This is a genomic window from Xanthomonas sp. BRIP62409 (assembly GCF_003992965.1).
Classification (GTDB): Bacteria; Pseudomonadota; Gammaproteobacteria; order Xanthomonadales; family Xanthomonadaceae; genus Xanthomonas; species Xanthomonas euroxanthea.
On sequence record NZ_QEZJ01000017.1, the window covers coordinates 361,863 to 388,852 of the forward strand.

Here is a 26,990-nt window from a genome sequence, read left to right on the forward strand (position 1 = left end):
CGACGATGAATCCCCCCACGCCGCCGCCACAGCGCAGCCTCGGTTCGCGCGCTGCCGGTGGCGCAGCGGTGACCATGATCGGCCAGTCGGCCAAGATGGTCGTGCAGTTCGGCGGCATCATCCTGCTGGCGCGTCTGCTCACGCCTTACGACTACGGCCTGATGGCGATGGTCACCGCCATTGTCGGTGCGGCCGAGATCCTGCGCGATTTCGGCCTGTCTGCCGCTGCCGTGCAGGCCAAGCATGTCAGCCGCGAGCAACGCGACAACCTGTTCTGGATCAACAGCGGCATCGGCTTGTCGCTGTCGGTGGTGGTGTACGCCTCCGCCCATGTGATTGCCAACTTCTACAAAGAACCGGCGCTGGTGACGATTTCCCAGGCGCTGGCGGTGACCTTCCTGATCAACGGCATGACCACGCAGTACCGCGCGCATTTGAGCCGCGGATTGCGGTTTGGCCAGGTTGCGCTCAGCGATGTGGGGTCGCAGGTGCTGGGCCTGGGTGCGGCCGTCGCTGCTGCCTTGCTGGGTTGGGGATACTGGGCGCTGGTGGTGCAGCAGGTGGTGCAGGCGGTGGTCAATCTGGTCATCGCCGCCAGCTGCGCGCGCTGGTTGCCGGGCGGCTATCAGCGCTCGGCGCCGATGCGTGACTTCATGAGCTTCGGCTGGAACCTGATGGCCGCGCAGCTGCTGGGCTATGCCAGCCGCAACGTCGGCCAGGTCATCATCGGTTGGCGTACCGGCCCGGACGCACTGGGCCTGTACAACCGCGCGTTCCAGTTGCTGATGATGCCGCTGAACCAGATCAACGCGCCTGCCACCAGCGTGGCGTTGCCGGTGCTGTCGCAGCTGCAGGACGACCGCGAACGCTTCAGCGCCTTCCTGCTGCGCGGGCAGACGGTGATGGTGCATCTGATCGTGGCGCTGTTCGCCTTCGCCTGTGCGCTGGCCATGCCGCTGATCGTGCTGGTGCTCGGTGAGCAGTGGCGTGAGGCCGTGCCCTTGTTCCAGGTGCTGACGCTGGGCGGTATCTTCCAGACGGCGTCCTATGCAACCTACTGGGTGTTCCTTGCCAGGGGCCTGATGCGCGCGCAGTTGCTGTTCTCGCTGGTGAGCCGCATCGTGCTGATCGGCTGCATCTTCGTCGGCTCGCGCTGGGGCGCGATGGGCGTGGCAATCGGCTATTCGTTCGGTCTGCTGGTGACCTGGCCGTTGTCGCTGGTCTGGGTCGGCAAGATCTCCGACGCGCCGGTGGGCGCGCTGTTCACCAATGCGGTGCGCGCGATGACTGCGTATGGCGTGGCGGGGGGATGCGCGTATTACGCCTCCATTACCGTCGGTGGCCCGCTATGGCAGCAACTGGCCGTCGGTGCGGCCACGATGGCGGCGGTCTGCCTGCTGGCGTTGGCGATCTGGCCGGCGTTCCGTCGCGACGTGGTTGCCATCCTCAATATCCGCAAGTTGCTGAAGCAGGCCAAGGCACGCCAATGAGATCGACGTTGCCTTCGCCTGCGTTCGTGCATGCTTTCCCCCACTCATTCATAGGACACGGCCCATGAGCGATACACCCGCCGCCGCTTCCGGCATTCGCCGGCCTTGCTATCTGGTCTTGTCCGCCCACGATTACCGCACGCCACGGCGCGCCAATATCCATTTCATCACCGATCAGCTCGCGCTACGCGGCACCACGCGGTTTTTCTCGCTGCGCTATAGCCGGCTGTCGCGCATGAAGGGCGATATGCGGCTGCCGCTGGACGACACCGCAAATACCGTGGTCTCGCACAAGGGCGTGGAATGCTATCTGTGGCGCACGACGGTGCATCCGTTCAACACGCGCCGCGCCTGGCTGCGCGCTGTCGAGGATGCGATGTTCCGGTGGTATGCCGCGCACCCGCCGCGCCAGTTGCTGGACTGGATGCGCGAGGCGGATGTGATCGTGTTCGAAAGCGGTATCGCGGTGGCCTTCATCGAGCTGGCCAAGCGCGTCAATCCGGCAGCCAAGCTGGTCTATCGCGCCTCCGATGGCCTGAGCACGATCAACGTCGCGTCCTATATCGAGCGCGAGTTCGACCGGGTTGCACCGACGCTGGATGTGATCGCACTGGTGTCGCCGGCAATGGCGGAGGAAGTGGCAAGCCGCGACAACGTGTACCACGTCGGTCACGGGGTGGACCACAACCTGGATCAGCTGGGCGACCCGTCGCCGTATGGCGAGGGCATCCATGCAGTCGCGGTGGGCTCGATGTTGTTCGATCCGGAGTTCTTCGTGGTGGCCAGCAAGGCGTTCCCGCAGGTCACCTTCCATGTGATCGGCTCGGGCATGGGCCGGCACCCGGGCTACGGCGACAACGTGGTGGTCTATGGCGAGATGAAGCACGCCGAGACCATCGGCTACATCAAGCACGCCCGTTTCGGAATCGCACCTTACGCGTCCGAGCAGGTGCCGGTGTATCTGGCCGATAGTTCGATGAAGCTGTTGCAATACGATTTCTTCGGCCTGCCTGCGGTGTGTCCGAATGCCGTCGTAGGGCCGTATCAATCGCGTTTCGGCTACACTCCCGGCAATGCTGAGTCGGTCATTGCGGCCATCAGTCTCGCGCTGGAAGCACCGCGCGTGCGTTACCGCCAATGCCTGAATTGGTCCGACACCACCGACCGCGTACTCAATCCCGGTGCGTACCCGGAAACCCGTTTGTACCCGCAGCCAGATGGCGCAGCTGTGCGTGCTTCTTCCGAGGCCGCGCTCTCGCACTGATGCGGCGCACCCAACTTTAGAAGGAGACTGCTCGTTATGGCCAATGCTTTGCTGCAGAAATGGATCGAACATGCGGAACGCCGTGCCTTGTTCTGGTGGCAGCCGAAGAATGCCGGCGTCAACATGGGCGATCATCTGTCCAAGGTGATTGTGTCCTGTGTGCTCTCCCTGCAGGACAAGACGCTGATCGAGAAGCGCGATCTCAGCAAGAAACTGATCGCCATCGGTTCGGTGCTGCATTTTGCCAAGGACGGCGACACCGTCTGGGGCAGCGGCATTAACGGCAAGATTCCCGCCGAGCGCAATACCTTCAGCACGCTGGATGTGCGTGCAGTGCGTGGCCCGAAGACGCGGCAGTTCCTGCTCGACCGCGGGATCGCGGTGCCGGAAGTGTATGGCGATCCTGGTCTGCTGACGCCGATGTTCTTCCCCGCCGATGCACTGGGAACGGCGAACAAGCGCCCCTTCGCCATCGTTCCGCATTTCAACGAGCCGGTCGAGAAGTACAGCGCGTACGCCGATCATCTGGTGTTTCCCAACGTCAAGCCCGCGACGTTCATGAGTGCGCTGCTGGGTGCCGAGCTGGTGATCAGCAGTTCGCTGCACGGGTTGATTCTTGCCGAGGCCTACGGGATTCCGGCGGTGTACCTGGACTGGGGCAACGGCGAGGATCGTTTCAAGTACGACGACTACTACAACGGCACCGGACGCATGCAGTGGCACTCCGGCAACAGCGTGGAAGAATGCCTGCAGCTCGGTGGCAACGGCGACTTCGACCTGGAAAAACTGCAGGCCGGGTTGCTGGCCGCGTTTCCTTACGACCTTTGGTGATTCGATGATGCAGGGCCGGCACGTGGATACGGAGACGACAGCAACCGCCAGCGCCACCACGCAAGGCGTGGTGATTCCGCTTGGCGGGTTTCCGGTGCTCTCCACCACGCAGGAAGCGTTTGCACTGGAGTTGTTTCACGCATTGGCCGCCCGGCAACCACGCCGGGTGTTTTTTGCCAACACCAATTTCATCGTGCAGTGCCAGGCACTGCGGCTGCGCATGCGCGAGCCCAGCGTGCGCATCGTCAATGACGGCATCGGCATGGACCTGGCGGCCCGCCTGATCCACGGCCGCCGCTTTGCCGGCAACCTCAATGGCACCGACCTGATTCCGTATCTGTGCCGCGAAGCGGCGCAGCCGCTCAAGTTCTTCCTGCTCGGCGGTCGCCCGGGCGTGGGCAAGACCGCTGCCGCAACCTTGACCGGCACCCTGGGCCAGCAGGTGGTGGGCATGTGCGACGGCTACGGCGAATTTGCCGCCGCCGGCGAGGGCCTGGCCGAGCGCATCAATCGTTCGGGCGCCGACGTGCTGCTGGTGGCCTTCGGCAACCCGCTGCAGGAGCGCTGGATCCTGGATCATGGCCAGGCCTTGAACGTGCCGCTGGTCTTCGGTGTCGGTGCGTTGCTGGATTTCCTGTCCGGCACCGCCAAACGTGCGCCGGATTGGGTGCGGCGCCTGCATATGGAGTGGATGTACCGGCTGCTCAACGAGCCGCGTCGTCTGCTCAAGCGCTACAGCTGGGACCTGCTGGTGTTCTTCCGCACCTGCCTGCGTGCGGGCAAGCATCTGCCCTGATGCACGCGCGGCGTCGGCTGGCTTAGCATGTACGCATGCATCCGACCGCCGCCACCCTGATCCGTTCGCTCGAACTTGCCCCGCATCCGGAGGGTGGGCATTTCCGTCGGGTGTATGCGTCCGCGCGCCAGGTGACCGATGGCGGCCAGCCGCGCCCGGCGCTGACCGCCATTCGCTTCCTGCTCGCTGCCGGCGAATCCAGCGCCTGGCATCGCGTGGATGCGGAAGAAAGCTGGCATTGGCAGCAGGGCGATGCGCTGGAGCTGTCGATCTACGACGAGGCCAGCGGACAGCTGCAACGCCTGATCCTGGATGCCGCCGGGCGCGGCGAGCCGATGCACGTGGTGCCGGCGGGGTGCTGGCAGGCGGCGCGGTCGCTTGGCGAGTTCACCCTGGTGGGCTGCACGGTCTCGCCGGGGTTCGTCTGGGAGGGCTTCGCACTGCTCGATGGCGCCTCGCCGCTGGCTGCGCACCTGGCCAGCCTGGAGCCACGCTGAGCCAGCGACGACGGCGGTGTCGAACGTTTCCCTAACGCGGCCAGGGCCGGCTTGGCGTAGTGTCCGCGTCTCACACAGGGGGCAAGACGTGATGCGAGGCCAGCGGGCGGTATGCGGCGTGGGAGCGATGCTGGTGTCGTTGCTGGCGGCGGCCAGCGCTGGCGCGAAGCCGCAGCTGGCCGCGCCATCGCCGCCGGCCGTGGTCGAGCTGGAGGAGATGGTGGTGCGCGGCGTGCAGCCCGGCCCGGGCTTGTGGAAGGTCAGCAAGGGCGATCATGTGCTGTGGATCCTGGGCACCGTGTCGCCGCTGCCGAAGCGGCTGCAGTGGCAGTCCACCGAGGTGGAAACGATCATCGCCCAGTCGCAGCAGGTGCTGATGGCACCGACCGTCCAGATCGATGCGGACATGGGATTCTTCGGCAAACTGACCCTGCTGCCCTCGGCGATGAAGGCGATGAAGAACGAAGACGGCCGCGAGCTGCGCGAGCTGCTGCCGGCCGAGCTGTATGCACGCTGGTCGGTTGCCAAGGCGCGTTATCTCGGCAGCGATCGCGGGGTGGAGCGCAAGCGCCCGATGCTTTCCGCCGGGGAGTTGTATCAGGCGGCGATCAAGCGTTCCGGCCTGGCGCGCTCGCCGGTGATCTGGTCGGTGGTGGAGCGTGCCGCCAAGCGCGCCGGGATCAAGCCGACCCCCACCGCGCTGGATTACAAGATCGCCGACCCACGCCAGGCCATCAAGGAGTTCCGCGCCGGCGGCATGGACGACACCGCGTGCTTTCGCAGCATCCTGGTCACCGTCGAGCGCGACCTGCCCACGATGGTCGAGCGCGCCAACGCCTGGTCGGTGGGCGATATCGAGGCACTGCGCCAGTTGCCACGCGAAGATCCGCAAGCGGCCTGCATGAGTGCCATGGCCAGTTCCGGCGCCGCCAGGAAGCGCGGGATCGACGATCTGGAACGGCGCATGCGCGAGCACTGGCTGGGCATCGCCACCACCGCGCTGCAACGCAATCGCAGCACCTTCGCCGTGCTGCCGATCAGCCGGCTGACCGCGGCCGATGGCTATCTGGCGCGCTTGCAGGCGCTGGGGTACGCGGTGGAAGCGCCCTGACACGTCGGCACGACTGCCCGGCGATTGTGGTCTGGAACGATATGTCGATCGACTGACCGATCGCCGTCCTCGCAGGCAGGCGATGCGCATTGCGCGCTCCGGCGATCGATCGGCTCGGTCCACGCCAGCCACGGTATGCTGCGCGCCTTGTCCAACGAGACCTCCGTGTTGAACGCATTGCCGCTGCGCATCCTGGGCACCGGGCGCCATGTCCCCGCCACGGAGGTGACCTCGCAACAGCTGGATCAACGCTGGCAGCTGCCGGCAGGCACCACCTTCGCGCGCTCTGGAGTGGCCACGCGCCATTACGTGGGCGAGGGCGAGACGGCTTCGTCGATGGGTGCAGCGGCGGCGACCCAGGCGCTGGCAAGCGCGGGCATCGACGCCGATCAGATCGATTGCCTGATCTCGGCCTGCAGCGTCATGGAGCAGCCGATTCCCTGCCAGGCGGTGTTGATCCAGCGCGCGCTCGGGCTGGGCGATTCGGGCATTCCTGCCTTCGACGTCAACGCGACCTGCCTGAGCTTTCTGGTGGCCCTGGACATGGCCGCCAATGCGTTGGCGCTCGGGCGCTACCGGCGCGTGTTGATCGTCTCCAGCGAGGTGGCATCGGGTGGGCTGGATGCGTCGACGCCGGCCACGGCCGGCTTGTTCGGCGATGGGGCGGCCGCGGTGGTCGTGACGCGCAGCGCCGCCGATGATGGCTCGGCACTGCTGTCCAGCCGCCTGGCCAGCTACGGTGACGGCGCGGAGCTGTGCCGCATCCGCGGCGGCGGCACGCGCTATCCGCGTGGCGAAGAGCAGGCGCCCGATGCCTTGCGCAGCTTCAGCATGGATGGGCGTGGCGCCTACCGGTTCGCTGCACGCCAGCTGCCTGCATTCTGGGAACAGCTGCTGCGCGAGGCCGGCACCACCACGGCAGCGTTGCGCTGCCTGGTGCCGCACCAGGCCTCCGGCGGCGGCCTGGAGCATGTGGTGCAGGCGCTGGGGCTGCGCCCCGATCAGGTGGTTCGCATCCTGCAGGACACCGGCAACCAGGTCGCCGCATCGCTGCCGCATGCCTTGCATCACGCCCGGGTCGAGCAACGCCTGCAGCGCGGCGATCTGTTCGCGCTGCTCGGCACCGGTGCCGGGCTGGCGATCGGCGGCATGGTGTTGCGGTACTAGGGCATGTGCGCATGCTCCGACCAGGTCGCGCCCTGATGCCGCCGCGCGTGTCGCTCGAGTTGCTGCGTATCGGCCATTGCCGCCACTGCGAGCGCATGGTGCGTGCGGATGGTCACTGGCATGCGGTGGAATTCCCCGCGTTGAGCGTGCTGATCCGGCATCCGCAACGGGGTGCGCTGTTGTACGACACCGGGTATGCCGCGCATTTCTTCCGCGCGACCGATCCCTGGCCCGAGCGTCTGTATCGCTGGACCACGCCGGTGCGCCTGCCCGCGCACGAAACGCTGGGCGCTCAACTGGCACGCCGCGGCGTGCAGCTGGAGGAGATCGCCTGGTGCCTGATCTCGCACTTCCATGCCGACCATGTCGGCGGCCTGCGCGATCTGCCGAACGCCCGTTTCATCTGCCTGCGTGCCGACTATCAGCAGCTGCGTGCCTGTTCACGCGTCGGCGGCCTGCGGCGTGCCTTGTTGCCGCAGTTGCTCCCCGAAGATTTCGATCGGCGCCTGCGGTTTGCCGAGCAGGCACCGGTGCGCGCGCTGACCGGCGCCTGGCAGGGCCTGGGCGCGGCCTACGATCTGTTCGACGACGGCAGCGTGCTGGCGGTGCCCTTGCCCGGGCACGTACCCGGGCAGATGGGCCTGTGGTTGCGCGACCAGCACGACCGCGAGGTGTTGCTGTGCGCCGATGCGGTGTGGTCGTCGGCAACCTGGGCGACGCTGCAGTGGCCCGCCTGGCCCACGCGTTTGTTGATGCACGATTGGCACGCGTTCCGGCGCACCGTGCAGCAAATGCATGCGCTGTCGCTTGCCCATCCCGAGTTGGCCATCCTGCCTTCGCATTGCCAACCCAGTCTTGACCGTTATCAACCGGAGTGGCGATGAGCCTGCGTATTCTCGTGACCGGCGCATCCGGCTTTGTCGGTGGTTCCTTCCTGCGACGTTTTCAGGGGCAGCCGGGTGTGGAGATCCACGGCATCGGTCGTCGTGCCAGTGATCTGCCCAACTACCATCGCATCGACCTGAGCCAGCCGTTCGCGCTGCAGTGGCAGCCGGATGTGGTGATCCACGCCGCGGCCTTGGCCTCGCCGTGGGGCACGCGTGCGCAATTCCAGCAGCACAACGTCCAGGCCACCGCCAACGTCATCGACTTCTGCAAGCGTCACGGCTGCCCGCGTCTGCTGTATGTGTCGTCCAGTTCGGTGTTCTATCGCGAGGCGCATCAATACGACCTGAGCGAGGACAGCCCGATCGGGCCGGCGTTCGTCAACACCTATGCGCAGACCAAGTACCTTGGCGAAATGTTGCTGGAGCACTATCCGGGCGACACCTGCGTGCTGCGCCCGCGTGCGGTGTTCGGGCCGGGGGACACGGTGCTGTTCCCGCGCGTGATCGCCGCTGCGCGCAAGGGCGCGCTGCCACGCTTCGTCGGCCAGACGCAGCCGGTAATCGGCGACCTGATCTACATCGATACGCTGTGCGATTACCTCTATCGCGCGGCGACGGCGCCGCAGTTGCAGCCGGCCTACAACCTCACCAACGCCCAGCCGGTGGATCTGCAGCAGCTGTTGCTGGACCTGCTCACGCGCCTGCAGCTGCCGCTGCCGCGACGCGAGGTGCGCATCGCCACTGCGCTGCGCATGGCCAGCGTGGTGGAGGCGGCATATCGCGTGCTGCGCCTGCGCGGCGAACCGCCGATCACCCGCTTTGGCGTGGGCGCGTTCGCCTATTCCAAGACCTTCGATCCACGACGCACGCTCGCCGACCTCGGTCCTCCCAGCGTCAGTCTGGAACAGGGCATCGAGGCATTCGTGCGCTGGCAGGCGGCGCAGTGGGCGTAGTCGTTCCGATAGTGGCAGCCACCTATCTGGCGGTGCTGATGGTCAAGACGGCTGCGGTGCTGTGGGTGATGCGTGGGGCACGCGCGCTGCCATCGGGGGGCGCCGCCATCGCACCCCAGGCCGAGGTGGCGATCCTGCAGCCGGTGCTGGGCGGCGACGCGCACTTGCAGCAGGTGCTTGCCGCCAACCTGCAAGCGCTGCCGGATGCGCAGTTCGTCTGGTTGCTGGATGCAGACGATGGCCCGGGAAATGCCGTTGCCGAGACCTTGGTGGCGCTGCATCCGCATGTACGCATCGCGCGCATGCAGGTGCCGGCCGCGCCCGCCGGGATCAATCCCAAGGCGTGGAAGCTCGACCACGCGCTGGCGCATGTGCAGGCGCCGATCAGCCTGATCCTCGACGACGATGCACAACTGGGCGCCGGCGCGCTCGCACGTTTGCTGCAGGATCTGGCCGACGCCGATGTGGTCACCGCATTGCCGTACTACCAGGACGGCAGCACGCTGGCAGGCCGGCTGTTGTCGCAGTTCGTCAACAACAATGCGGCGCTGACCTATCTGGGCTGGCTGCCGTTCGCCTCGCCGTTGACCATTAACGGCATGTGCTATGCCGCGCGGACCGAGCAACTGCGCGCCTGGGGCGGGTTTGCCGCGTTGCTCGAGCAGCTCACCGACGATCTGGCCGTCGCCACGTTGGTACGTGAGCGCGGCGGGCGGCTGCACCAATCCGTCGCGCCGGTGGCGATGCGCACTGCGATCCCGGATCTGGCCAGCTACGCACGCCAGATGCATCGCTGGATGTTGTTCGCGTCGATCCTGCTGCGTCGGCAGACAGTGGGCGTAGGCCTGGCCATCGGCCTGCTGCAGGGGCTGCCGCCGTTGTTGCTGCTGGCCTTGCTGGTGTGTGCCTGCGTGCAGGCGACCTGGCCGGCAGTGGCCGGCGTGCTGTGCACCGTGCTGCTGCGTGCGCTGCTGCTGTGCCTGGTGCAATGGCGGGTAACCGGTGCGGTGCGCCACCGTCCGTTGCTGTCGGTCGTCGCGGAGTGCCTGCAGCCGCTGCATCTGGCGCATGCTGCGCTGGTGCGCACGATCCGCTGGCGCACCCGGCGTTACCGCGTGTTGCCGGATGGACGTTTCCGTGCGGAATGACGGCGCCAGCCTGCAGGTCGCCTTCCTCACCGGGCAAAGCGATCCGGAGCGCTGTGCGTTGAGCGGGGAACAACAGCAGTTTCTGCACCAGCTGCAAGGCGCGGGCCGGCGGCTGATCGACTGCAATTATCCGTATCACTCCGCGGGCCCACCGCACCGGCGCACACCGCTGTGGCGCGCCAGCGTGTGCAATGCGCGCCAGTATCTGGCCGCACGCGGCGCACGCGTCGCGGACGCCGATCGCATGCGCGTGGCGGCGCTGCTGGAGCAGGCGCCGAAGACGGTGCTGTTGGCCGGCAGTTGTGGCCTGCAGCTGCTGACCGCGTTGCAGCTGCCGCAGGCGCTGCGCGCGCGTCTTGCCGTGTTTGCCTATGGCCCGGTGTGCACTGCGCCCGCGACGTTCGGACAGTTGCGCATCGTCCAGGGCCGTGGCGACTGGATCTCGCGCCTGCTGTTCGGCGCTGCGCCCGATCTGAGGCCGGCATGCGGGCATCTGCACTATCTGCGCGATGCGACGGTGCTGGCCGAGTGCCAGGCCTTTATCGCGCAGATCGAGCAGGCAGTGCAGGGGAGTGACCATGCGCATTGATCTGATCGCACCCCCGTATAGCGGCCATCTGCATCCGATCCTGGCGATCGCCCTGCAGCTGGCGCCGCATCACGAGGTCCACGTCATCAGTACGCCGGCGGCACTGGCGCGCATCCATGCCTGCGGGCTGAGCGGCGTCAGCGTGCTGGACGCGCAAGCCGACCGGCAACTGCGCGAGATCGCCAATCCGCCGTATGCGGTGGGCCACAATCCCCTGCGGCTGCGCCGCCAGTTGCACCAGGCGCTTGGCCTGATGGCGCGGCTGGGCGATGCGGTACGGCAGCGCTGGCGCGACCGTAGGCCGGACCTGGTGATCGCCGATTTCACCTTGCCCAGCGCGGGATTGGCGGCGCAGGCGATGGGCATCGCCTGGTGGACCAGCATGCCGTCCCCATGCGTGATCGAAACCGGCGACGGGCCGCCGGCGTATTTCGGTGGTCTGCTTCCGGCATCCACGGCACGGCAGCGGATCTGGCATGCCATGGCGCGGCGGCTGACGCGTGGATTCAAACGGAGCCTGCACCTGTGTTATCGCGGTCAGATGCGTGCAGCCGGATTGCCGGCGATCTATCGCAACGACCGCAGCGAGGCGGTGTATTCGCCGCACTGCATCCTGGCCCTGGGGCTGCCGTCGTTCGAGCTGGCCCGGCGCTGGCCTGCGGCAGTGCGCTTCGTCGGGCCGCAGCTGTGCACGCCGCCATCGGCGGTTGCGCCGCCGCAGTTCGTCCCCGGTCGTCGGCACGTGCTGGTGACGCTGGGCACGCACCTGCAGTGGGTCAAGCAGCGGATGGATCAGGTGCTGCGTGCGGTGGCCGTGCAGTTCCCGCAGGTGATCTTCCACTTCAGCGATGGCGATACCGCCGCGCCGCCAGCGCAGGTGCACGGCAACTACCAGCGCCTGCCGTACGTGGACTACGCACGGCAGCTGCATCGCTACGACTTGGTCGTCCACCATGGTGGTGCCGGCATCCTGTATGCCTGCCTGGCCGCGGGACTACCGTCGATCGTCTATCCGCTGGATTACGACCAGTTCGACCACGCCGCGCGCCTGCACAGCGCAGCTGCGTCGTGGTGGCTGCGCGAGCTGGATGACCTGCCTGCGTTGTTGCGCCAGGCGCTTGCTGCCACCGGGGTGCCGGCGGGCGTGGGTAGATTGCAGGCAGAGCTGCGCGACATCGAGGCGCAGGCGCGCATCGTGCGGCTGGTGGATGCGTTTGCACGCACCGGTGCAGTGCCGCAGATCTGAGGCCTCATCGGGCGGATCGCTTACGCCCGGCGGCAATCCATCAGCGTCAACACGTGGCGCACGGCATTGCCGGGACCGGCAGGCGATTTTCCAACCACCTGCCGCAACTACCGCTGCGTGCAACCAGCGCAGGCCTCAGCCTGCAGCCGCATTCCGCGAGGGCGCCTTGCCTGCCATCAACTGCGGCCAGCGCTTGAGCACGGCGGCGCGGATGCCGGCCTGGTCGATGCCGGCTTCGGCCAGCAGGTCTTCGCGGCTGGCGTGGTGCTGGAAGCTGTCCGGCAGGCCCAGGTGCAGCATCGGCAGGGTGACCGCTTCGGCGTTGAGCAGTTCTGCCACGCCCGAGCCAGCGCCGCCGGCGACGACATTGTCTTCGATGGTGACGAAGCCTTCGTGGCTGCTGGCCAGCTCCAGCAGCATGGCCTTGTCGAGCGGTTTGACGAAGCGCATGTTGACCACGGTCAGGCCAAGCTCGCGGCCGACCGCTTCGGCCGCATCCACGCTTGCGCCAAAGCCCAGCAGGGCGATGCGTGTGCCACTGTGGCGCAGCTGCGCCTTGCCGATCGGCAGGGTGGTCAGCGAGGCGTCCAGGGCCACGCCCGGGCCGGTGCCGCGCGGGTAGCGCACGGCCGCCGGGCCTTCGTAACGCACGCCGGTGGTCAGCATCTGACGGCATTCGGCCTCGTCGGCCGGCGCCATCACCACCATGTGCGGGACGCAGCGCAGGAAGCTCAGATCCAGGTTGCCGGCGTGGGTGGCGCCGTCCGGGCCGACCACGCCGCCGCGGTCGATCGCAAACAGCACGTCGAGCTTCTGTACGGCCACGTCGTGCACCAGCTGGTCGTAGCCGCGCTGCAGGAAGGTGGAGTAGATCGCCACCACCGGTTTGGCGCCTTGCGTGGCCATGCCGGCGGCCAGCGTCACCGCATGCTGCTCGGCAATCGCCACGTCGAAATAGCGCTGCGGATATTCCTTGCTGAAGCGCACCAGGCCCGAGCCTTCGCGCATCGCCGGGGTGATCACCAGCAGCCTGGGTTCGGCCGCCGCCATGTCGCAGACCCAGTCGCTGAAGACATCGGTATAGGTCGGCTTCTTGGCGCCGGTCTTGGCGACCAGGCCCTTGCTCGGGTCGAACGGACCGACGGCGTGGTAGCCGATCTGGTCGCCTTCGGCCAGTTCGTAGCCCTTGCCCTTGGTGGTGATGACGTGCAGCAGCTGCGGGCCCTTGAGGGTCTTGAGCGTCTTCAGTGCGCCGACCAGGCCGGGGAGGTCATGGCCGTCGATCGGGCCGGTGTAGTGGAAGCCCATTTCCTCGAACAGCGTGGACGGCACGAACATGCCCTTCCAGTGTTCTTCCCAGCGCCGCACGAAGCGCGCGGTGGGGTTGTTCTTCTTGTCGCCCAGGATCTTCTTGCCGCCCTCGCGGATGGCGTTGAGGGTGCGGCTGCCGCTGGCACGCCCCAGCATCTTGGTCAGCCCGCCGACCGCTTCGGAGATCGACATGCGGTTGTCGTTGAGGATCACCAGCAGGTTCGGCTCCGGATCCATGCCACCGGCGTGGTTGAGCGCCTCGTAGACCATGCCGGCGGTCATCGCGCCGTCGCCGATCACCGCCACCACCTTGCGCTCGTCGCCGCTGCGCTGCGCGGCGATCGCCATGCCCAGCGCGGCCGAGATCGAAGTCGAGGAATGCCCGACGCCGAAGGTGTCGTAGACGCTCTCTTCGCGCTTGGGGAACGGCGCCACGCCGTCCTTTTGCTTGACCGTGTGGATCTGGTCGCGGCGGCCGGTGAGGATCTTGTGCGGATAGGTCTGGTGGCCCACATCCCACACCAGCTGATCGACCGGGGTCTGATACAGGTAGTGCAGGGCGACGGTGAGCTCGATCACGCCCAGCCCGGCCGCGAAATGCCCGCCGCTCTTGCCCACCGATTCGATGAGGTAGGCGCGCAGCTCTTCGGCGATCGCGGTCAGATCGGCCTCGTCGAAAGTGCGCAGATCGTCGGGGGTCTGGATGCGGGACAGGCGCGGATAGCGGGTGGAGTCGATCATCATCGTGTCAATGTTCTGAAGCCGTATTGTCCTCCCCATGCGAAGGCCCGGCAAGCAAACCGGTTCAGCTGTCAGCGGGAAGTGATGGCCGAGCGCGCTGGCAGCGCAGGCGGGCGCGCCGGGTTTCCAGGGCTGCGGCAATCTGCCGCACCTGGGTCAGCGGCCTGGGGATAGGTCAGGGTTGCCTGGCCGTCGTATGGCTCGCGGATGAAGCCGGTGCACAGGGGATAACGGGTACGAGGCCATGCGAGGCAATGCGCCGTCGTGGGCCGATCGCTCGATACTGTCGACGATGCCTTTCTCTCGATCGGCCATTGCCAACGGTCGTATTTGGCGCTTGCAACATCACGCCGCGCCGGTATGGCGGACTACAGCGACAGTTTCGACCGCTTGGGCAACTGCGCGCGCAGGAACGCCATCTGGTCGGAGAGGATGTTGCGGTTGGACAGGATCAGATGTTCGATCCAGCTCGGCCGGTACGGCACGGCCAGCAACGGCATATGCGCCTGCTGTGGCGTCCGGTTGGCCTTGCGCGAGTTGCACTGGAAGCAGGCGGTGACCACGTTTTCCCAGCTGTCGCGGCCGCCCTTGGAGACCGGCATGACGTGATCGCGGGTCAGCTGCGGGCGACTGAAATGCTGGCCGCAATACATGCACAGCTGCGCGTCGCGCGCGAACAGGGCGGTGTTGCTGAGGGTCGGCGTCGGGTCCAGCGCACGCGAACGCGCGTGCCCGCGTGCGGCGATGATGGGATGCAGTTCCAGCACGCTGCGCTCGCCGGTCAGGCGCGAGATGCCGCCATGGATCTGCATGCAGGGCTCGCCCAGCGTCCAGGACACCGCATCGCGTGCGTAAAGACAGGCGGCGTCCTGCCAATTGATCCAGTCCAGCACGCGGCCATGCGCATCGAGCGACAGCAGGCGCAAGGTGGGAAGTTGCTGGATTGCAGCGACAGCGCTGCCCGCGACCGGAGCAGAAGAGCCTCCGGGGAAGATCACATCACCTGCGTGCGTGTCTGTCTCCATCGGGAAAACAGCTTATACCCGATCGTTGACAGTTTGTGTATCGCAGCGAACGGCTTTGGTGTGCGTCTTGCAATCATCGGTCGGCACGTCTCCGCGCAGCCGCCCCGGCCGCCTCGCTGCGCAACCATCTTCTGACGCCTTGCAGGCCTTGCTTAGCCGTGTAGGAGCGCACCCGGGCGCGACGTCTCGCCGATCGGCACTGCCTCGTCGCGGCCAGGTCCGCTGCTACAAAGGCGGCGGAATCCTGGGATGTTGCCGTAGGCGCGCACACGGGCGCGACCTCCTGCCGATCGGTGCCGCCTCGTCGCGGCCAGGTCCGCTCCTACGACGGCGGCGGAAATCCTGGGATGTTGCCGTAGGCGCGCACCTGGGCGCGAGGTCTCGCCGATCGGTACTTCCTCGTCGCGGCCAGGTCCGCTCCTACGACGGCGGCGGAATCCTGCGGTGTTGCCGTAGGCGCGCACCCGGGCGCGACGTCTTGCCGGTCGGTACTGCCTCGTCGCGGCCAGGTCCGCTCCTACGACGGCGGCGGAATCCTGGGATGTTGCCGTAGGAGCGCACCCGGGCGCGACGTCTTGCCGATCGGTATCACCTCGTCGCGGCCAGGTCCGCTCCTACGACGGCGGCGGAATTCTGCGGTGTTGCCGTAGGCGCGCACCCGGGCGCGACGTCTTGCCGAGCGGCACCACCTCGTCGCGGCCAGGTCCGCTGCTACGACCGCGGCAGCCCACCGTGACGATGACGCTTGCTCAGGCTTCGCCGAACAATTCCGCTTCCAGCGTCATCAACGGCGCTGCGCCGCTGCGGATGGTGGCGGCATGGGTGAGCGTGCGCGGCAACACGCGTGCGAAGTAGAAGCGGGCGGTTTCGCGCTTGGCGCGCTTGAACTCCTCGCTGTGCGCGGACGCATCGGCAGCGGCCACGCTGCGCGCCCACCAGTACGCCAGCACCACGTAGCCGGAATAGAACAGGTAGTCGTAGCTGGCGGCGCCGAGTTCGTCCGGGTTGCGGGCGGCGCGATCGAGCACGTCGCGGGTCAGCATCGCCCACTCGCTGCACTTGTCGCGCAGCGGCTTGATGAACTCGGCCAGCGCGGCATTGCCTTCCTGCGCATTGGCGAAGGTTTCCACATCGGCCAGGAACAGCTTGAGTCCCGCCGCCTGGCTGGCAGCGGTCTTGCGGCCGATCAGATCCAGCGCCTGGATGCCGGTGGTGCCTTCGTAGATGGTGGTGATGCGCGCGTCGCGGGCCAGCTGCTCCATACCGTATTCGCGGATATAGCCGTGGCCGCCGAAGCACTGCAGCGCGTGGTAGGTGTTCTCGATCGACCACTCGGTCTGGCAGGCCTTGGAGATTGGGGTGAGGAAGCTCACCAGGGTCTCGGCATCGGCGCGTTCCTGCTCGGAGGTGCCGCGGTGGGCCACATCGACCAGGCTGGCCGCGTGCAGCGCCAGCAGGCGGCTGCCTTCGGTCAGCGACTTGATGGTCAGCAGCATGCGGCGCACGTCCGGGTGCACGATGATCGGGTCGGCCGGCTTGTCGGGGAATTTGGCACCGCTGAGCGCGCGCGACTGCAGGCGCTCGCGGGTGTAGCGCAGCGCGTTCTGATACGCACGCTCGGACAGGCCGATGCCCTGCAGACCCACACTCAGGCGCGCGGTATTCATCATCGTAAACATGGCCTGCAGGCCCTTGTGCGGCTGGCCGACCAGATAGCCTTGCGCGCCTTCGAAGTTCATCACGCAGGTCACCGAGCCCTTGATGCCCATCTTGTGCTCGATCGAGCCGCAGTGCAGCGCATTACGTTCGCCCACGTTGCCGTCGCGGTCCACCTTGAACTTGGGGGTGACGAACAGCGAGATGCCCTTGGCGCCGGCCGGTGCGTCCGGCAACTTGGCCAGCACCAGATGCACGATGTTGTCGGTGAGGTCGTGCTCGCCGGCGGTGATGAAGATCTTGGTGCCGGTGATGGCATAGCTGCCGTCGGCGTTGGGCTCGGCGCGGGTCTTGAGCAGGCCCAGGTCGGTGCCGCAATGCGGCTCGGTCAGGCACATGGTGCCGGTCCAGCGGCCGTCGATCAGTGGCTTGAGGAAGACATCCTGCTGCCAGGTTTCGCCGTGCTGGCGCAGCGCTTCCATCGCGCCGTGCGACAGCAGCGGGAAGTTGCCCCAGGCCAGGTTGGCGGCGTTGATCATTTCGCTCAACGGTACGCCCAGCGTGTGCGGCATGCCCTGGCCACCGAACTGCGTCTCGGCGGTGAGCCCGTTCCAGCCGCCTTCCACGAACTGGTCGTAGGCCGCACGGAAGCCGGGCGGGGTGGTCACCGCGTGGGTGCTCTTGTCGAAGGCACAGCCGATTTCGTCGCCGATGCTGTTGAGCGGCGCCAGCACCTGCGCGGTGAAGCGGCCGGCTTCCTCGAGCACGGCGTCGATGATGTCGGTGCTGGCGTCGGAATAGCCGAGCCGGGCGAACAGGGCCTGCGCGCCGAGCACGTCGTGCAGGGCGAAGCGGAAATCGGTCAGCGGGGCGGTGTAGCTGCTCATGCGGAATCCTTCAAACGAGTGCGGGAAGGCGTGCGCGTCAGCGCAGCACGCCGTTGAGGCCGGGGGCCGGGCTGAGCGTGTTACGTGATTCGACGCTGAAATCGCGCTGCTTCTTATCCTGCGGCGTCGCCCACACCGTGCCCTTGAGCGAGTAAGGCAGCGAGCGGCCGCCGGCGAGCACATCGGCCACAGTGAGACGGCCCAGCGAGGTCGGCTGCACGCTGACGGTCACCACGTCGGCGGTTTCCGGGCCGATCGAGATGCCGACGCTCTGGTCGAGCTTGCCGGCCAGCTGATCGCCGGCGGAAATCTCCAGCGCCACGCGCTCGAACTGCATCGGGATGCTGCTGTAGTTCTGCAGCCGCAGATCGACCGACCAGGAGCCGTCGGCACGCACGGTCAATTGCTGGATGCTGGCGGCCGGCTCGGACACGCGGCGTACCGCACCGCCGCAGGCGCTCAGCAGCAGGCCGCAGGCCAGCGACACGATCAGGAGACGGTAGGCACGACGCATGTACTGAGGTCCTTGGCGGGTGTAAGGCGGCGTCAAGAATACTACGCAGTACGGACGCTGCCTTGCTGCCTTGCGGCGTGTCCGTATGCAGGCGTTGCGGCACATCACGCGGCACCGCCTGCGTTCAGGCTGCTGGCGTCAACGCAAGGGCGCAGCCACGATCAGCGGCGACAGGTCATAGCCCATCTGCGTGGCCTGACGCTTGAGTTGCTCGAGCTGCGCGCGCGGCATCTGTGGCGAGCGCGACAGGATCCACAGGTATTTGCGATCCGGCTCGCCGACCACCGCCCATTGGTAGTCCGGGTCGAGCGCGATCACCCAATAGTCGGCCCACACCAGCGGCAACCAGCTCAGCCACTCCGGCGCAAAGCGCACCTGCAGCTGCCCGGGCCGGCCCTCGACCGGCCGTGCCACTCCCTCGGCCTGGGTCAGCTCTCCATCGGCGCTGCGGCAGCCGTTGCGCACGCCGATCAAGCCATCGTCGCGCAAGGTGTAGCTGGCGGTGATGTCGCTGCGGCACTTCTTCTGGAACGACACCGGAAGATGCGCGATCTCGTGCCAATGCCCGGCGTAGCGGGAGATGTCCAGTTGCGGCACTGCGCGTACCGGCTGTTGGGCCGCGGCCATCAACGGCAGCAGCAAGGCGAACGACAACAGCAGGCAGGGCAGGCGCATGACATTCTCCTCGGGACCTGCGCAGGCTAGGCCATGCTGCCTTCCGCGCGGTGTGAACCGATGCAGGAAAGCGCCGTCGCCGCGCCGGCCCGCAACAAAGTTCATCGCAACGCTTGCTCAAACTGCGCCTGCTCGCTATGATGCGCGTCCTCGCAACGCAGGCAGCATGTTGCGATAGTGGCCGAGTAGCTCAGTTGGTAGAGCAGGGGATTGAAAATCCCCGTGTCGGCGGTTCGATTCCGTCCTCGGCCACCATTTCCAAGCCTTCGTTCGCAAGGCTTCCCGGCAATCGCCGGATGTGCAATCTTCTCCCGTTTTTATTGATGCCACGTTGCAGCGATTGCTGCAGGTGGATGTGCTGCGTCTGCCGGCAGACCTGTCGCATGCGGCTGGACGAATTGCCGTGTCGCTCTGCGCTGTCACGCCAGCGTCCGGGCGCTGCCGGTTGCGTCCCCAAGGAGGCCCGGCAGCGTGCGCCGGGGGAATAAAGGGAAGGACTGCATTTGCTCGCGCCCGGCCGGGGCGCGGCGGTTTTTTCCACGTCGTCTTCAACTGCACGTGGCGATACTTCCGCGCATGACGCACAAAACACTTCGACGCACGTTGATTCACGGGTACTGCGGCGAGTTCCGCGTGGAAACGATGGAAAGTCAGGCCCCTGGACAGACGCAGTGGTCGTCGACGGTGTTTGTGTATCACCGCGACCGCGCCTCGCCGATCGCCACGATCGAAGGTGCAGGGCAGGGCGAATACCGCGGTGATGCGCGCGAGCAGGCGCTGCGTGTGGGCTCCTGCCTGGCCGAGTTTCTGGACCCGAAGGAATATCGCCGCTGACGTCCGGCGCCGGCAGCGCGGCATCCACCTTGCCGGATCGGTGCCTGCGCCGTTGAGGCGCGCAACAGTTGCGCGCGCTGGCGCATCGCTGGAAACGCGAGCATCGATCATGGCCGCGCAAGGACACCGGCGATGCCGGCGCTCGGTACCTCGTCGCCCTGGCTGCGCGAGCGCGTTTGCAACCTGCCGCCGCTGGCGATGCCGCTGATGAGGATCGGCATTGCCTGTCCCTGTGCCGCTGCGCCGCCAGACGTGTTCGCATCATCGAGCCGGCGGCCATGCGATTGAGTGCCGGTGTGATGCAATGGGCTGCCATCGCCCATGCGAATGCGATCTCACGCAGTGCATCACCGGCCGGCCGAGCTGGATCGCCGCGTATGCTGGCGTCCCATGCACATGAAGGAACGGCAATGACAACGCGATACTGGTGGTTGGCCCTGACACTGGCAGCCGTCGCGCCGTGCGGCGCAGCGACGCTGCCTGCTGCTGCGTTCAGGCTGCTGCCGTCCGGGCAAACGGTCATCGGCCTTGCCGAGGCGGATCTGAGCGGAGATGGGCGGCCGGATTATGTGGTGGCCCTGCGCGCCGCCACAGAAGATGCACGCAAGGCAGACGGCGCCCCGGCGCCGGCGCGGACCCTGCTGGTCGTGATGGCGACCGCCGATGGCGGCTTTGCGATCGCCGGGCGCAATACGCGGATGATCTTCAAGGCCGACGAAGGCGGGCAGTGCGATCCGTTTCTGGATGGCGAAGACGGCCTGGTGGCCAAGGGCGCCTACTTCACCGTGCAAAATGGCGTGGCCTGCGGCCAGCACTGGACCGACTACATCACGTTCCGCTATGACCGTGCGCGTGGCGGGGTGTTCTTCCACAAGCGTGTGCTGGAAGGCTGGGAGATGAACTCGGACGACTCGCCCGATGCCGACGCGCTGCGCATGAGCGAGCACAAGGAGATCAAGGCCGATCCGCGCAAGCCGATCGCCCTGTCTGCCTATAACCCTGCAGTCGAGTGAAGCGGCAGGCCGCTTAGCCGCCTGCCGGCCACCAGTTGTCCATGTTGCGCCGGTAGACGAACAGGCGCGGCGCCTTGGCCACCTGGGCGGCGGCCTGGCGCTCGCCGGCGACCAGCGAAAACCCGATGTCCGCCAGCATGCGCGAGAGCGCGTTGGCATTGCCGCGGCCCGGGTCGCTGATGACGATCTCGCACGAGGGCTTGGCCAACGCGGGGATCAGGGTGGCCAGCATGGTGGCGTGGCGGCTCTCGTAGAGCACGTCGCTGGCGATGATCATGTCGAACTGGCCCATGTTCAGCGCGCCGGCGTCCCAGTCGAGCCGGCGATACGGCACCGAGTCCAGCGAGTTGAGCGCAGCGTTGTACGCCAGAAACACCTCGGCCAGCGGGTGATGGTCGCTGGCGACCACGTCGGCGCCGCGCCTGCGCAACACCAGGCTGGCCAGCCCCAGGCCGCAACCGAGTTCGAGAATGCGCTTGCCATCGATCGGGCGCGTGGCCATCGCTTCGGCCAGCAGTCGACCCGCAGGCCAGACCTGTCCGAACAGGCTCCATTGCGCCGAAGAGATGCCTGCATCGGACGCACTCTCGTCCGGATCGGCGTATTGCTGCTTATCGGCAAGTGCGCGGATGACGTATGTCAGTTGCCCGAAGGTCAATTCGTGAATCTGGGTCTGGTAGCCCGGCATGGTGGCATCGCATGGTCGCCAGAACCTGCGCTGGCTGGAAGGACGCGCGCAACGGCGCCAGAACGGCCGAATGAAGCGCAGGAGCTGCTTGCTGCCTGCGCATGCTACGGCAAAACCGCCGATGCGCCTGCCTGCCACGGACGGCCTGTCGCGGCAGCATTAACCTGCTTTCGGCAAGCGACGGCGCAGGCAATGGCTCACAGCTGCGCGCGTGCCTGCACGCCGGTGCCTGCGGCGGTGGGCGCCATCGCATTTCGTCGGTTGACCGGGCCGTGCACGGACCATGGCTGGATGTGCCGGCGATGCGGGCACGGGGCTGATGGCCGCCGCTGCGGCGGGCATTGACGTGGTGTCAACGCAGGTGCCGCATCGGCACGTGCTGCGTCAGGCGGGTTGGGTTGCATCGGCGGGCGCGGCCGTACGGGAAAGGCTCATGGATGTGAGGGATCAGCTCACCGGCCCCAACTAGACTGTCGCCACGGGAATGGCCCCGCGGAGAACATGCACTTGAACGATCCTGGGTACGGAGAGCCACGGGCGCCTCACATCGGCGAATCACGCAGTCTTCCGGTCGAGAAACATCGCTCGGATATCTTCTTTGCGGCGGTGGAGACCACGCGGATGCCGATGACGGTGACCGACCCGCATCTGCCGGACAATCCGATCGTGTTCGCCAACCGCGCATTCCTGGAAATGACCGGGTATTCGGCAGAGGAGATCATCGGCAACAACTGCCGCTTCCTGCAGGGGCCGGAGACCGACCGCTCCAGCATCGACGATGTCCGCGAATCGATCGAAAACCGGCGCGAATTCGCCACCGAAGTGCTGAATTACCGCAAGGACGGTTCGTCGTTCTGGAATGCGCTGTTCGTTTCGCCAGTGTTCGACGAGAGCGGCCGTCTGGTGTATTTCTTCGGCTCGCAGCTGGATGTGAGCCGTCGCCGCGATGCCGAGGACGCCTTGCGCCAGGCGCAGAAGATGGAAGCGCTGGGGCAGCTGACCGGCGGCATTGCGCACGATTTCAACAATCTGTTGCAGGTGATGGCCGGCCACCTGGAAGTGATCCAGATGATGGCCAACAAGGGCGGCGACAACGCGCAGCGCATCGCCTTCAGTGCCGAGCACGCGGCTGCGGCAGCCGCCAAGGCGGCCACGCTCACGCAGCAACTGCTGGCGTTTTCGCGCAAGCAGAAGTTGCGCGGGCGGGTGGTGAACCTCAACGGTCTGGTGTCGGGCATGAACAACATGGCCGAGCGCGTGCTGGGCGGCGGCATCACCATGCAGCAGTCGCTGGACGAGCGGCTGTGGAATTGCCAGATCGATACCACGCAGGCCGAAGTGGCGTTGTTGAACGTGTTGATCAACGCGCGCGATGCGATGGCGCAGGTCGAGCGCAAGCAGGTCACGGTGCAGACGCAGAATGTGGAAATCACCAGCCACGATCTGGCGATGTATCACCAGCTGGCACCGGGCCGTTATGTGAGCCTTGCGGTGAGCGATACCGGTTCGGGCATGCCGCCGGATGTCGCCAGCCGGGTCATGGAGCCGTTCTTCACCACCAAGGACGAAGGGCAGGGCACAGGCCTGGGCCTGTCGATGGTGTACGGCTTCGTCAAGCAATCCGGCGGCACCGTGCGCATCTCCAGCGAAGTGGGCGAGGGCACTACGGTGCGGCTGTACTTTCCCGCTTCCAGCGAGTTCGAGAACGAGCTGCAGGCGGCCAAGGGCCGCGCGATCGACAAGGGCGGCAGCGAGACCATCCTGATCGTGGAAGACAAGCCGGATGTGGCGGTGGTGGCGCAGATGTTCCTGGAAGATGCCGGTTACCGCATCCTGACCGCATCCAGCGGACGGGAGGCGGTCGAGGTGCTGGAACAGCATCCGGAGGTGGACGCAGTGTTTACCGATCTGATCATGCCCGGCGGCATGAATGGCGTGGTGCTGGCACGCGAGGCGCGGCGCATGCTGCCCAGGGTCAAGGTCCTGCTGACCACCGGCTATGCCGATGCCAGCATCGAGCGCACCGACGTCGGCGGTGCGGAATTTGACGTGGTCAACAAGCCGTACACGCAGAAGGAACTGCTCAAGCGGATCCGCATGCTGCTGGATGGGCCCACCGGCGTCGGCTGAGCTGCGCGCATCCGGGCATTGCGATGCCCGGATGTCGGTTGCAGCTGGTCGGCGATCGTGCAGTGTCGCTGCGCTGCCGGGGATGCGCTGCGCCAGGCGTATCCCGCTCAGGAACGGTCAACCAGTTGTAGCGAGCAATCCACCTGCTTGCGTAAAGGCGCAGGAGCCGCAAGGCACACGCGATGCACGCCGATGCGATTCACCGGCCGGCCCTGCCCGGCACGAGCGCAGTCGCTGGCGGGCGGCGGCGAATCCTGGTGCGCTTACTCTTCGCGCATCGGCGCGACATAGCCGTCGGGCTTGTCGGCATTGCGCTCGAACAGGAACTTCTGCAACTCGGCCTCGAGAAACGCGCGGTGCTTGGGGTCGCGTGGCGAGAGCCGGTTCTCGTTGATCAGCATGGTCTGATGCGCCAGCCACGCCTGCCACGCGCTCTTGCCGATCTGCGCGAACACGCGCTGGCCGAGCTCGCCGGGATACGGCACAAAATCCAGGCCTTCGGTGTCGCATTGCTGGTACTGGCAGAACACGGTGCGGGACATGCGGATTCCTTTGAGTGCGCGCCTAGAGGGCGTCGAGCAGTTTGCGGATCGGCGCCGGCAAGCCCAGCGATGCGAGATCGGCGCGGGCGACCCAGCGCAGATCGTCATTGTCGCGTACCACCGGGCGCAGCGCGACCTTGCGGATGCGCAAGGGCTGCAGATGCAGGCGGTAGTGGCTGAAGGTGTGCACGATCAGCGGCATTTCGTCGGCGCGGTCGTAGTTGCCGTCGATATGTGCCGCGAACCAGGCGCGCATGCCGCCATCGGTCTCGGCCTGCGGCAGCGTCCACAGCGAGGCCCAGATGCCGGTTGGCGGGCGGCGCTGCAGCAGGATCTGCCTGTCCGCGTTTTCCAGCAGCAAGGCAGTGGCTTCGCGCTCGGGCAACGCCTTGCCGGGCTTGGGCGTGGGCAGTGCGTCCACCAGGCCATCGCGGCGCGCGGCGCAAGCGTCCTGCAGCGGGCACAGCACGCAGGCCGGTCTGGCGCGCGTACATAGCGTGGCGCCGAAATCCATCTGCGCCTGCGTGTAGTCGGCCAGGCGGCCAGCCGGCACGTGCGCCACATGCGTCGTCGCCAGTTGCCATAACTGTTTTTCGATCACCGGCAGGCCGGGATAGCCGGCGATGCCGTGGAAGCGCGTCAGCACGCGCTTGACGTTGCCGTCCATGATCGCGAAGCGGTCGTTCCAGGCCTGGCTGAGGATCGCGCCCGCAGTGCTGCGGCCGATGCCGGGCAGGGCGAGCAAGGCATCGACATCGCGTGGCAGTTCGCCACCGTGCAGGGCCAGGCATTGTTTGGCGGCCGCGTGCAGATTGCGTGCGCGTGCGTAGTAGCCCAGCCCGGCCCAATGCGCCATCACGCTGTCGTTGTCGGCTGCGGCCAGATCGGCCAGGGTCGGAAAGCGGGCGACGAACTTCTGGAAATACGGAATGACCACCGCGACCTGGGTTTGCTGCAGCATGATTTCCGACAGCCATACCCGGTACGGCGCACGTGGATGCTGCCAGGGCAGGTCGTGGCGGCCGTGGCCGTCGAACCAGTGCAGCAGGCGGTCGACGAAAGCGTCAGCGGTGGCAGTGGCGTGGTCGGCTGGCATGGGCTCTGCTGGCGATGGAGGGCAAGGGCTTCAGGGCGGGGCCGGACCGGCGGCGGGTGTGGCGCGACGGTGCCGCTCAGCGAAGCGGAAAGGCCAGTCCGACCAGGCACTGTTCGCAGAAAACGCCTTCATCGCCAGGGCCGTGCGGCGCGGCCGGTGCATGGTAGTAGACCGCCGCGGGAGTGGCGCGGGCCTGTCTGCGCAGCGCCGCCGGCAGGGGTTGGGCAAACTCCAGTACACGTTTGGCACGCGACCAGTTGCCCGACACCTGCCGCACCGTGCAGCCTGCCTGCAGCGCCTGGCTGCATAGCGGCTGCAGATGTGGGCAGGCGCGTTCCACTCAGCTGCCCAAGGCTTCCGGCAACAGGGCGTCGACGAAGGCGACCGGGTCGAACACACGCAGGTCTTCCGGGCGTTCGCCGATGCCGGCGAAGCGGATCGGGATATTGAACTCGCGGGCCAGGGCGAACACCACGCCGCCCTTGGCGGTGCCATCGAGCTTGGTCACGACCAGGCCGGTGACGCCGACCGCGGCATGGAACTGGCGCAGCTGCGAAATGGCGTTCTGCCCGGTGGTGCCGTCGATGACCATCAGCACTTCGTGCGGCGCGGCGGCATCGATCTTGCCGAGCACGCGGCGGATCTTGCCCAGCTCGTTCATCAGCCCGGTCTGGGTATGCAGGCGGCCGGCGGTGTCGGCGATCAAGACCTCGGTGCCGCGCGCCTTTGCGGCCTGCAGGGCGTCGAACGCCACCGAGGCGGCGTCGGCGTTTTGCCCCTGCGCGATCACGGCCACGCCGTTGCGATCGCCCCAGGCCTGCAGCTGCGCCACCGCGGCGGCGCGGAAGGTGTCGCCGGCAGCCAGCATCAGGCTGTTGCCGTCGTCCTTGAAGCGCTTGGCCAGCTTGCCGATGGTGGTGGTCTTGCCGACGCCGTTGACGCCGACGGTGAGCACCACGAAGGGCTTGGCCGCGCGGTCGATGACCAGCGGCTTGGAAACCGGCTGCAGCAGCGCGATGAGGTCGGCGCGCAAGGCCTTGAACATCGCCTGCGCATCGACGAACTCGCGCGACTTCATGCGCTTGCGCAGCCCTTCGACCAGGGCGGTGGTGGCACCGATGCCGACGTCGGCGGTGATCAGCGCGGTTTCGATCTCGTCGAGCAGGTCGTCGTCGAGCTTGGGGTTGCGCGAGAACAGACCGCCGAAACTACGCGCGAAACTGCTGTTGCGCAGGCGATCGCGCCAGCCCGGTTTGCCGGCCGGGGCGGCCGGTAGCGCATCGCGCTGGCCGACGATGCTGTCGTTTTCGGAACTGGCCGGCACTGGGGCGCTGATCACGGCCGGGGCGACGACAATGGGGGCGGCCGCGGGCGGCGGGGCGACTGCGGGCGTGGCATGTTGCGATGGCGTAGCTGCCGGTGGCAGGGGCGCGCTCTGTGGCTGTACGACTACCGGCGGCACCACCACTGCCGTGGTGGGGCTGGGCGTGGCAGCGGGCATCGGATCGGGCAGCGCCTGCAGGGCCGAAGGCGCTGGTGTTGCCGGCGGTGTGGGTGCGCTGGGGACTGCGGCAACGCTCTGCGCCTGACCGGCCCGCGCGGCGATGTCCTGCGCAAGCTGTTCGGCCGGTGCTGCGGCGGGCGGCGTTGCGGCCGGCGTTGGCGCTACCGGTTCGCTGCTCACGGGTGCGGCAGGCGCAGGCGATCCCGTCGCCGCCGCCGCGCCGGGTTCGGCGGTGGGCATTGCCTCGACCGGCGACGCCGGGGTGGCAGCGGAGGGCGCGGTGGGGAATGCGGCTGCCAGTTCTTCCAGGCTATAGCGCGAGGTACGCGCGCTGTCGGGCGTGGTTGGCTTGTTACGGCGGAAAAAGCTGGCCATTGGCAACGCAGTAGGGGAAA

The 26,990-nt window shown here is 67.0% G+C and carries 24 protein-coding genes and 1 tRNA gene; 16 read left to right on the forward strand and 9 right to left on the reverse strand.

Annotated elements, in window-relative coordinates; all coding sequences use genetic code 11:
• The first annotated feature begins 5 nt into the window (after positions 1–5).
• The 12 genes from EO170_RS07910 (at position 6) to EO170_RS07965 (ending at position 11,979) form a co-directional block, all read left to right on the forward strand.
• Positions 6–1,490: a lipopolysaccharide biosynthesis protein gene (locus EO170_RS07910; RefSeq protein WP_164740956.1), complete on the forward strand. Its 1,485-nt coding sequence runs from the start codon at positions 6–8 to the stop codon at positions 1,488–1,490.
• A 64-nt stretch (positions 1,491–1,554) separates the two neighbouring features.
• Positions 1,555–2,754 carry a glycosyltransferase gene (locus EO170_RS07915; RefSeq protein WP_104582016.1) on the forward strand — a complete coding sequence of 400 codons (1,200 nt, stop codon included), beginning with the start codon at positions 1,555–1,557 and terminating at the stop codon, positions 2,752–2,754.
• Positions 2,755–2,790: 36 nt separating this feature from the next.
• Positions 2,791–3,585 (forward strand): polysaccharide pyruvyl transferase family protein, encoded by a 795-nt coding sequence (locus EO170_RS07920; protein WP_104582017.1) that lies wholly within the window; start codon positions 2,791–2,793, stop codon positions 3,583–3,585.
• Between the two features lie 4 nt (positions 3,586–3,589).
• Positions 3,590–4,381: a WecB/TagA/CpsF family glycosyltransferase gene (locus EO170_RS07925; RefSeq protein ID WP_104582018.1), complete on the forward strand. Its 792-nt coding sequence runs from the start codon at positions 3,590–3,592 to the stop codon at positions 4,379–4,381.
• Between the two features lie 35 nt (positions 4,382–4,416).
• On the forward strand, positions 4,417–4,878 hold the full coding sequence (locus EO170_RS07930) for a cupin domain-containing protein (protein WP_104647970.1): 462 nt from the start codon (positions 4,417–4,419) through the stop codon (positions 4,876–4,878).
• A 91-nt stretch (positions 4,879–4,969) separates the two neighbouring features.
• A complete protein-coding gene (locus EO170_RS07935) occupies positions 4,970–5,989 on the forward strand; it encodes a TraB/GumN family protein (protein ID WP_164740968.1) in 1,020 nt (339 codons plus the stop codon).
• A 135-nt stretch (positions 5,990–6,124) separates the two neighbouring features.
• Positions 6,125–7,156, forward strand: a complete 1,032-nt coding sequence (locus EO170_RS07940; protein WP_164740957.1) for a 3-oxoacyl-[acyl-carrier-protein] synthase III C-terminal domain-containing protein — start codon at positions 6,125–6,127, stop codon at positions 7,154–7,156.
• A 35-nt stretch (positions 7,157–7,191) separates the two neighbouring features.
• A complete protein-coding gene (locus EO170_RS07945; RefSeq protein WP_126943987.1) occupies positions 7,192–8,040 on the forward strand; it encodes an MBL fold metallo-hydrolase in 849 nt (282 codons plus the stop codon).
• A complete protein-coding gene (locus EO170_RS07950; protein WP_126943832.1) occupies positions 8,037–8,996 on the forward strand; it encodes an NAD(P)-dependent oxidoreductase in 960 nt (319 codons plus the stop codon). The genes EO170_RS07945 and EO170_RS07950 overlap by 4 nt, the downstream gene beginning before the upstream one ends.
• Positions 8,987–10,144 (forward strand): glycosyltransferase, encoded by a 1,158-nt coding sequence (locus EO170_RS07955; protein ID WP_126943835.1) that lies wholly within the window; start codon positions 8,987–8,989, stop codon positions 10,142–10,144. Before EO170_RS07950 ends, EO170_RS07955 begins: the two co-directional genes overlap by 10 nt.
• The gene (locus tag EO170_RS07960; protein ID WP_126943838.1) at positions 10,122–10,733 is read left to right on the forward strand and encodes a hypothetical protein; all 612 of its coding nucleotides are present in this window, start codon (positions 10,122–10,124) and stop codon (positions 10,731–10,733) included. The genes EO170_RS07955 and EO170_RS07960 overlap by 23 nt, the downstream gene beginning before the upstream one ends.
• A complete protein-coding gene (locus EO170_RS07965) occupies positions 10,723–11,979 on the forward strand; it encodes a glycosyltransferase (protein ID WP_126943841.1) in 1,257 nt (418 codons plus the stop codon). The genes EO170_RS07960 and EO170_RS07965 overlap by 11 nt, the downstream gene beginning before the upstream one ends.
• 135 nt (positions 11,980–12,114) lie before the next feature.
• Here the strand turns inward: EO170_RS07965 and dxs are convergent, their stop codons facing one another.
• The 5 genes from dxs to EO170_RS07990 form a co-directional block, all read right to left on the reverse strand.
• On the reverse strand, positions 12,115–14,031 hold the full coding sequence (gene dxs, locus EO170_RS07970) for a 1-deoxy-D-xylulose-5-phosphate synthase (RefSeq protein ID WP_126943990.1): 1,917 nt from the start codon (positions 14,029–14,031) through the stop codon (positions 12,115–12,117).
• Between the two features lie 368 nt (positions 14,032–14,399).
• Positions 14,400–15,056 carry an HNH endonuclease gene (locus EO170_RS07975; RefSeq protein ID WP_039815122.1) on the reverse strand — a complete coding sequence of 219 codons (657 nt, stop codon included), beginning with the start codon at positions 15,054–15,056 and terminating at the stop codon, positions 14,400–14,402.
• A gap of 749 nt (positions 15,057–15,805) precedes the next feature.
• Positions 15,806–17,599, reverse strand: coding sequence for an acyl-CoA dehydrogenase C-terminal domain-containing protein (locus tag EO170_RS07980; protein ID WP_126943844.1), 1,794 nt, complete (start codon positions 17,597–17,599; stop codon positions 15,806–15,808).
• 37 nt (positions 17,600–17,636) lie between these two features.
• Positions 17,637–18,113: an LEA type 2 family protein gene (locus EO170_RS07985; protein WP_039522095.1), complete on the reverse strand. Its 477-nt coding sequence runs from the start codon at positions 18,111–18,113 to the stop codon at positions 17,637–17,639.
• 138 nt (positions 18,114–18,251) lie between these two features.
• The gene (locus EO170_RS07990; RefSeq protein ID WP_126943847.1) at positions 18,252–18,788 is read right to left on the reverse strand and encodes a lipocalin family protein; all 537 of its coding nucleotides are present in this window, start codon (positions 18,786–18,788) and stop codon (positions 18,252–18,254) included.
• A gap of 179 nt (positions 18,789–18,967) precedes the next feature.
• Here EO170_RS07990 and EO170_RS07995 point away from each other — a divergent pair.
• The 3 genes from EO170_RS07995 to EO170_RS08005 all read left to right on the forward strand — a co-directional run bounded on the left by EO170_RS07995 (position 18,968) and on the right by EO170_RS08005 (position 20,635).
• Positions 18,968–19,043: transfer RNA gene (locus EO170_RS07995), tRNA-Phe, on the forward strand.
• A gap of 321 nt (positions 19,044–19,364) precedes the next feature.
• Positions 19,365–19,622, forward strand: a complete 258-nt coding sequence (locus EO170_RS08000) for a hypothetical protein (RefSeq protein ID WP_126943850.1) — start codon at positions 19,365–19,367, stop codon at positions 19,620–19,622.
• Positions 19,623–20,032: 410 nt separating this feature from the next.
• Positions 20,033–20,635, forward strand: a complete 603-nt coding sequence (locus EO170_RS08005) for a hypothetical protein (protein WP_126943993.1) — start codon at positions 20,033–20,035, stop codon at positions 20,633–20,635.
• Between the two features lie 13 nt (positions 20,636–20,648).
• On the opposite strand, the gene EO170_RS08010 is transcribed toward EO170_RS08005, so the two are convergent.
• Entirely contained in the window at positions 20,649–21,323 is a 675-nt protein-coding gene (locus EO170_RS08010) for a methyltransferase domain-containing protein (RefSeq protein WP_104647962.1), read from the reverse strand.
• Positions 21,324–21,830: 507 nt separating this feature from the next.
• Between EO170_RS08010 and EO170_RS08015 the strand changes: the two genes are divergently transcribed.
• Entirely contained in the window at positions 21,831–23,453 is a 1,623-nt protein-coding gene (locus tag EO170_RS08015; RefSeq protein WP_104648251.1) for a hybrid sensor histidine kinase/response regulator, read from the forward strand.
• A 263-nt stretch (positions 23,454–23,716) separates the two neighbouring features.
• Here the strand turns inward: EO170_RS08015 and EO170_RS08020 are convergent, their stop codons facing one another.
• The 3 genes from EO170_RS08020 to ftsY form a co-directional block, all read right to left on the reverse strand.
• The gene (locus tag EO170_RS08020; protein ID WP_104647961.1) at positions 23,717–23,995 is read right to left on the reverse strand and encodes an oxidative damage protection protein; all 279 of its coding nucleotides are present in this window, start codon (positions 23,993–23,995) and stop codon (positions 23,717–23,719) included.
• Between the two features lie 22 nt (positions 23,996–24,017).
• On the reverse strand, positions 24,018–25,091 hold the full coding sequence (mutY, locus tag EO170_RS08025) for an A/G-specific adenine glycosylase (RefSeq protein ID WP_104647960.1): 1,074 nt from the start codon (positions 25,089–25,091) through the stop codon (positions 24,018–24,020).
• A gap of 340 nt (positions 25,092–25,431) precedes the next feature.
• A complete protein-coding gene (gene ftsY, locus EO170_RS08035; RefSeq protein ID WP_164740958.1) occupies positions 25,432–26,970 on the reverse strand; it encodes a signal recognition particle-docking protein FtsY in 1,539 nt (512 codons plus the stop codon).
• Positions 26,971–26,990: the final 20 nt, after the last annotated feature.

Coding starts and splice junctions, on each gene's coding strand:
- EO170_RS07975 (WP_039815122.1), bottom strand. CDS start 15,056: ATGGAGACAGACACGCACGCAGGTGATGTGATCTTCCCCGGAGGCTCT.
- EO170_RS07920 (WP_104582017.1), top strand. CDS start 2,791: ATGGCCAATGCTTTGCTGCAGAAATGGATCGAACATGCGGAACGCCGT.
- EO170_RS07945 (WP_126943987.1), top strand. CDS start 7,192: ATGCCGCCGCGCGTGTCGCTCGAGTTGCTGCGTATCGGCCATTGCCGC.
- EO170_RS07980 (WP_126943844.1), bottom strand. CDS start 17,599: ATGAGCAGCTACACCGCCCCGCTGACCGATTTCCGCTTCGCCCTGCAC.
- EO170_RS08000 (WP_126943850.1), top strand. CDS start 19,365: ATGACGCACAAAACACTTCGACGCACGTTGATTCACGGGTACTGCGGC.
- EO170_RS08020 (WP_104647961.1), bottom strand. CDS start 23,995: ATGTCCCGCACCGTGTTCTGCCAGTACCAGCAATGCGACACCGAAGGC.
- ftsY (WP_164740958.1), bottom strand. CDS start 26,970: ATGGCCAGCTTTTTCCGCCGTAACAAGCCAACCACGCCCGACAGCGCG.
- EO170_RS07925 (WP_104582018.1), top strand. CDS start 3,590: ATGATGCAGGGCCGGCACGTGGATACGGAGACGACAGCAACCGCCAGC.
- EO170_RS08005 (WP_126943993.1), top strand. CDS start 20,033: ATGACAACGCGATACTGGTGGTTGGCCCTGACACTGGCAGCCGTCGCG.
- EO170_RS07950 (WP_126943832.1), top strand. CDS start 8,037: ATGAGCCTGCGTATTCTCGTGACCGGCGCATCCGGCTTTGTCGGTGGT.
- EO170_RS07960 (WP_126943838.1), top strand. CDS start 10,122: ATGGACGTTTCCGTGCGGAATGACGGCGCCAGCCTGCAGGTCGCCTTC.
- dxs (WP_126943990.1), bottom strand. CDS start 14,031: ATGATCGACTCCACCCGCTATCCGCGCCTGTCCCGCATCCAGACCCCC.
- EO170_RS07990 (WP_126943847.1), bottom strand. CDS start 18,788: ATGCGCCTGCCCTGCCTGCTGTTGTCGTTCGCCTTGCTGCTGCCGTTG.
- EO170_RS07910 (WP_164740956.1), top strand. CDS start 6: ATGAATCCCCCCACGCCGCCGCCACAGCGCAGCCTCGGTTCGCGCGCT.
- EO170_RS07985 (WP_039522095.1), bottom strand. CDS start 18,113: ATGCGTCGTGCCTACCGTCTCCTGATCGTGTCGCTGGCCTGCGGCCTG.
- EO170_RS07915 (WP_104582016.1), top strand. CDS start 1,555: ATGAGCGATACACCCGCCGCCGCTTCCGGCATTCGCCGGCCTTGCTAT.
- EO170_RS07935 (WP_164740968.1), top strand. CDS start 4,970: ATGCGAGGCCAGCGGGCGGTATGCGGCGTGGGAGCGATGCTGGTGTCG.
- mutY (WP_104647960.1), bottom strand. CDS start 25,091: ATGCCAGCCGACCACGCCACTGCCACCGCTGACGCTTTCGTCGACCGC.
- EO170_RS07940 (WP_164740957.1), top strand. CDS start 6,125: ATGCTGCGCGCCTTGTCCAACGAGACCTCCGTGTTGAACGCATTGCCG.
- EO170_RS07930 (WP_104647970.1), top strand. CDS start 4,417: ATGCATCCGACCGCCGCCACCCTGATCCGTTCGCTCGAACTTGCCCCG.
- EO170_RS07965 (WP_126943841.1), top strand. CDS start 10,723: ATGCGCATTGATCTGATCGCACCCCCGTATAGCGGCCATCTGCATCCG.
- EO170_RS08010 (WP_104647962.1), bottom strand. CDS start 21,323: ATGCCGGGCTACCAGACCCAGATTCACGAATTGACCTTCGGGCAACTG.